Annotated in this window: 7 protein-coding genes; 5 read left to right on the top strand and 2 right to left on the bottom strand. The window is 72.0% G+C overall.

Features of this window, described 5'->3' with window-relative positions:
* The coding region (locus ACIQOV_RS27555) for a transglycosylase family protein (RefSeq protein ID WP_401052997.1) at positions 1 to 422 on the bottom strand (422 nt) is incomplete at its 3' end.
* Between the two features lie 60 nt (positions 423 to 482).
* Between ACIQOV_RS27555 and ACIQOV_RS27550 the strand changes: the two genes are divergently transcribed.
* From ACIQOV_RS27550 to ACIQOV_RS27540, 3 genes are all read left to right on the top strand, one after another.
* Positions 483 to 1,388 carry a metallophosphoesterase gene (locus ACIQOV_RS27550; RefSeq protein WP_401052994.1) on the top strand — a complete coding sequence of 302 codons (906 nt, stop codon included), beginning with the start codon at positions 483 to 485 and terminating at the stop codon, positions 1,386 to 1,388.
* A gap of 106 nt (positions 1,389 to 1,494) precedes the next feature.
* Complete coding sequence (locus ACIQOV_RS27545) at positions 1,495 to 2,163, top strand: lysophospholipid acyltransferase family protein (protein ID WP_401052991.1); 669 nt, start codon at positions 1,495 to 1,497, stop codon at positions 2,161 to 2,163.
* 35 nt (positions 2,164 to 2,198) lie between these two features.
* Positions 2,199 to 3,296, top strand: coding sequence for a tetratricopeptide repeat protein (locus ACIQOV_RS27540; RefSeq protein ID WP_401052988.1), 1,098 nt, complete (start codon positions 2,199 to 2,201; stop codon positions 3,294 to 3,296).
* Between the two features lie 37 nt (positions 3,297 to 3,333).
* On the opposite strand, the gene ACIQOV_RS27535 is transcribed toward ACIQOV_RS27540, so the two are convergent.
* Entirely contained in the window at positions 3,334 to 3,687 is a 354-nt protein-coding gene (locus tag ACIQOV_RS27535) for a hypothetical protein (RefSeq protein ID WP_401052985.1), read from the bottom strand.
* Between the two features lie 151 nt (positions 3,688 to 3,838).
* On the opposite strand from ACIQOV_RS27535, the gene ACIQOV_RS27530 reads away from it, so the two are divergent.
* Both ACIQOV_RS27530 and ACIQOV_RS27525 read left to right on the top strand, forming a co-directional pair.
* Positions 3,839 to 4,690 (top strand): helix-turn-helix domain-containing protein, encoded by an 852-nt coding sequence (locus ACIQOV_RS27530; protein ID WP_401052982.1) that lies wholly within the window; start codon positions 3,839 to 3,841, stop codon positions 4,688 to 4,690.
* Positions 4,691 to 4,701: 11 nt separating this feature from the next.
* Entirely contained in the window at positions 4,702 to 4,899 is a 198-nt protein-coding gene (locus ACIQOV_RS27525; protein ID WP_401052979.1) for a DUF397 domain-containing protein, read from the top strand.
* The last annotated feature ends 6 nt before the right edge of the window (positions 4,900 to 4,905 follow it).

Genomic DNA, 4,905 nt, shown 5'->3' with positions numbered 1-4,905 from the left:
CGAGCGTGGGCGTCGGCGCCGCGGTCGGGACCAGCTCGGCGCTGGCCGGGAAGGTCCGCCCGGCGGTGCTGATGGGCGGCGGCTTCGTGGTCGGCCAGGTGCTCGGCGACGGCGATCTGCTGCTCGCGGGTGGCGAGGTCGGCACGCGGTGCGTAGGCGAGGCCGCCGTTCTCCCGCCACGTGGGCCGGTCGAACTGGAGGCCGCCGTAGTAGCCGTTGCCGGTGTTGACGCGCCAGTTGCCGCTGCTCTCGCAGGCCGCGACGCGGTCCCAGTCGTAACTGCCGCCGTCCGCCCTTCCGGGGTCGGACCCGCCGTCGCGGCCCGGTGGCGCGGCATGGGCCGCCGGGGCGGCGGCGAGGGCCACGGTGAGGGCGCAGAGCGCGGTCGGGACGATGCGGCGCAGACAGACGGTGGGAGGCATGGGCGGCTCTCGGACTGGGGGACAGAACCTGCGCCGTCCGCGGACGGCGCCCTTCCACCCATGCACGCCGGGCGGGGTGTTCCGGCGCCGACACGTCCGGCAGGTCACCCGCACGGCGGCCCGGTACCACCTCGGTGGCCCGCGGCCGATCGGCCGTCACCTCGCCTTCGGGGCCGACCCCTCCCAGCAGGTCGTCGTCTCCTGGCAGGTGCCGGACGCGGTGACCGCGCCCTTCGTCCGGATCGGCGTCCGGCCCGGCGACTTCGGCGCCGGTCCACCGGCGTCCACTCCTGGCGGTACCAGAACGTCGGGCTGATCAGCCTCGACGGCAACGACGTCTGCTACAACACCCCGGCCAACCTCGACTGCACCAAGGGCAAGCAGAAGAAGTGGCTGGAGAGCCGGCTCACGGCGCTCCGCGCCGACACCGGCATCGACTTCATCGTCGTCCACCCGCACCAGTGCACGTACTCCACCTGCCACGACAACGGCGCCGAACTCGGCGCGCAGCAGGACTGGTCCCCACTGTTCGACAAGTACCAGGTGGACCTGGTGCTCAGCGGCCACAACCACGTCTACGAGCGGACCGACCCCATCCGGGCCGGCAAAGCCACCCGCAAGGCCATCCGCAAGGCCGCCTCCGGCGACACCGTCGACCCCGCGAAGGACGGCACCACCTACGTCGTCGCGGGCGGCGGTGGCGGCGGGCTCTACTCCTACCCGGCCTCCGACACCTACCTCGGGCACGAAAGCGCCAACGACAAGCCCGTGCCGATGGTGGTCGCCGACCGGAGCGGCCACAACCAGACCGTCAAGGTCACCTGGTCCAGGGTCCGCTACACCGGCTACTGCCTGGTCGCGGCCGAGGTGACCCCCGCCGCCGCGGGCCGGCCCGCCCGGATGGAGGTGCGCTCCCTGACCGAGGACGGCACGGCCGTGGACCGGGTCACCGTGCAGCGCGGCTGACCCGACCGGCACCCGGCCCGGTCTGAGTACGGCTACTCAGGCGGCCGGCGGCGGCGCTCCGCGAGCATGGAGGTGTCACTTCGCCGCGGGACACGGGGGAACAGCCATGCTCAGCACGATCGCCGCCGCCCTGGTACCCGTCCTCGGCCGGCTGTCCGTCACCTCCGAGACGGCCGGCCCGGTCACCCCGGGCAGCATCGTCGCGGCCAACCACAGCTCCCTGGCCGACCCGGGAGTGGTGCTGGCCGCACTGCGCCGGCTGGGCACCGAGCCGGTGGTCATGGCCGCCGCCGGGCTGTGGCGGGTACCGGTGCTCGGCAGGGCGCTGCGGGCCGGCGGGCACATCCCCGTCCACCGTGGCACCGCCCGGGCGGCCGGCGCGCTGGACGCCGCCGCGGCGGCGCTGGCGGCCGGCCGGGTCGTCCTCATCTACGGCGAGGGCGGTCTGCCCCGGCGCCGGGACTCCCGCGACGCGGAGCCGGGCGTCTTCCGCACCGGCCTCGCCCGGCTCGCGGCGGCGACCGGCGCCCCGGTGGTGCCGCTCGGCCAGTGCGGCGCCCGCCGCCTCAGCTCGGGCGGCACCGCCAAACAGCTCGCCGGCTTCGCCACCGCCCCCCTGCGCCGCCCCGCCCTGCACGTCCACCTCGGCACCCCGCTCCACCTGCCCGGCGACATCCCCGAGGCCACCGCCGCCGCCCACCGCGCCGTCACCGCCGCCTGGCGCACCGCGGAGCGGTGTGTCAGTGGGCGGTGGGACCGTACGGAGCCCGGGTAGGCCAGGCGGGGGAACAGGCGGCTGGGGAGGCCCATGTGAACCGTGAACCGACCATCGACTGGGAGCCGCAGTACCGGGGGAACGGCACGCGTCCCGAGGTCCTCGCGTGCTTCGAGCGGTTCGTCTCCGATCCGGACGAGGAAGGGCTGGCCGCCCTGAAGGAGTCGGCCCTTTCGGCCGACGCCCACGCGGGGGACCTGCACGCCCTGGCGTCGGCCCACCTGGTGTCGGGGCAGTTCGCGGAGGCGGTCCCGCTGCTGGAGTTCCTGGCGGACGCGGGGGCGGACGACCCGGCCGTGCGCTGCGACCTCGCCGGCGCCTACGTCCGGATCGGCAGCGTGGACCGGGCCGGACGGGAGCTGGAGCGCGTCCTCGCCGCCCACCCCGGATGCGTCGCGGCCGAGCGGCAACTCGGCGACGTCCGGGCCTGGTTGCAGTGGCACGAGGCTTCGGTGGACCTCGTGCGGCAGCAGGCCGGCATCCTCTCCGAGCTTGTCGGCGACGGGAGCGGCGGCGCCACCGAGTGGCTCGCCCTGGGGCGGGTGCTGTACCAGCTGGCCGCGGTCCCGCGCAGCGGCGTGGACTGGCCGGACGTGGTGGCCGTCCTGGAACGGGCGCAGCACCTCGAACCCGACCAGGAGCAGGTGCTGGAACTCCTCGCGGCGGCGGCGCACCACGCCGGAGCCGAGGCGCCGTGGCGCGCGGCGCTGCTGGAGCTGGAACGGGTCGCTCCCGGGTCCGGGCACCTCGACCACTGGCGGTCGCTCCCGCCCGCCACTCCCGCCAACCCCGACCGGCTGCTCGCCGTCGCCGCCGATCCGGAGCTTGTCCACGGGGCCGTCCGCGACCTCCGGGCGCAGTACCGGGCGAGTCCCAACAACCCGGACGTGCTGCGCTGCGCGGTGCAGGCGGAGATCGGCACGGGCAACGTGGCCGAGGCGCTGTGGCTGGCCGAGGGCCTCGCCGCCGTCGAGGGGCTCGACTTCTACGGGCACGGCGCCCTGGCGATGGTCTACGGAATGGTCGGCGACAGCCGGGCGCGGCACCACGCCGCCGTGGCGCTGGAGCTGGCGCCGGACGACGACGAACGGGCCTACTTCCAGGATCAGTTGGACGGCCTGAGCGCAGGTTGACGCTGATTGCGGAGCAGTGCCGCGCAGACGTGAGGCGTCAGGCGGCTTCGGCCCGGTCCGTTGCGGCGCCGGTCGGCGGGGAGAGCCAGATCAGCCGGGCGGTGATCCCCGGCCGGCGGGAGAAGTGGCGAACGGCCCGCTCGGGGGAGGGGAGGGTCAGGCGCGCCCGCCCGTCGACGCCGGTGACGTGCGTCGACCCGGCGGCGTCGGCGAACCCCCAGGCCGCGACCCACCCGTCGGCGTCCGCGAGCCCCTCGTCGCACACCTGGACGACGGCGAACAGCCGGGGCGCGGAGTCGAGTACGAGCCCGCACAGCTCCTGGTCGAAGGTCGGGACCGTCGGGGGCCGGGCCGGGATCGGGCGGAGGTTTGGCGAGGGCGCAGCAGCCATGGAAGTCTCCTACCTCAAGGCATGGGTTTGCCGGAGATCAGCACTCTTGGTAGCTGACCCATGTCATACGGTAGCGCTTCCATGGCATAATTTCCATGAAGTCCATTGAAGACTTGCCATGTCACTCCGGATGGTGAACGAGAGGAGCGAGATGTCGACGAGCGGCGCCCCAACCTTGCGGCAACAGCGACTTGGGTTTGAACTGCGCAAACTCCGCGAGAATGCCGGGCTCACCTCAACTGCCGCGGCTGCTCGGGTTGGTGTGAACCAGGCTCACATGAGTCGCATCGAAGTGGGCCGCTACCCGGTAAGCGCAGATCGCGTCCGTGCGTTCGCTCGCGCGTACACGTGCACGGACCAGAGCCTCATCGACGCTCTCGTCGGCATGACCGGAAGACGAGTCCGGGGGTGGTGGGAGGAGTATCGCGACATCCTGCGTCCGAGCGCACTCGACCTCGCCGAGTTGGAGTACCACTGCACCGCGATGAGGATTGCATCAGTGATCCACGTGCCCGGACTGCTCCAGACCGCCGATCATGCCCGTGCCCTCTTTCTCGACGTGTTCCCACCCCTGTCGCCGCCCGAAGTTGAGCACCGCGTCTCTCATCGCATCAAGCGACAAGCGGTGCTCTACGGCGATCATTCGGCCTCGCTGTCGACCGTCGTCCATGAGGCAGCCTTGCGCATGGGGGTTGGTGGTCCGGCTGTGGCTCGAAGGCAGATCAGGCAGCTCATCGAGATGAGCGCCCGGGAGGACATCTCAGTTCGCGTGATTCCCTTCGGTGCTGGGGCGTTCCCTGGTTCTGGCCAGCCGATCGTCTACTTCAGCGCTTCCGTGCCTCAACTTGACACTGTTCAGCTCGACACGGATCACGGGTCCGAGTTCCTCGACGCGTATGCCTACCTGGCGAAGTATCGGATGATCCTGGATCGGCTGGATTCCTGTGCGCTCAGCCCGGTCGAGTCGCGTGATCTCATGGCACGTATCGAAAAGGAAACTTGAGAGGCAAGGTCATGTCGGTCCTCAACTGGCAGAAGTCCAGCTACAGCGTGGAGGCCGCCAACTGCATCTACCTGGCAGCGGCACTCGACAGCACCATCAAGATCCGGGAGAGTGACGAACCTGGCGTTGTCATCACCATGTCGCCCGAGAGCCTCCGTGCCCTCCTTCGTGGCGTCAAGGCGGGGGAGTTCGACCATCTGGCGCGGTAGCCCGCC

The organism is Kitasatospora sp. NPDC091257, assembly GCF_044757675.1.
Classification (GTDB): domain Bacteria; phylum Actinomycetota; class Actinomycetes; order Streptomycetales; family Streptomycetaceae; genus Kitasatospora; species Kitasatospora lactacystinica.
The sequence above is the reverse complement of the archived record's forward strand: the minus strand, read 5'-3'. Positions and strand labels throughout refer to the sequence as shown.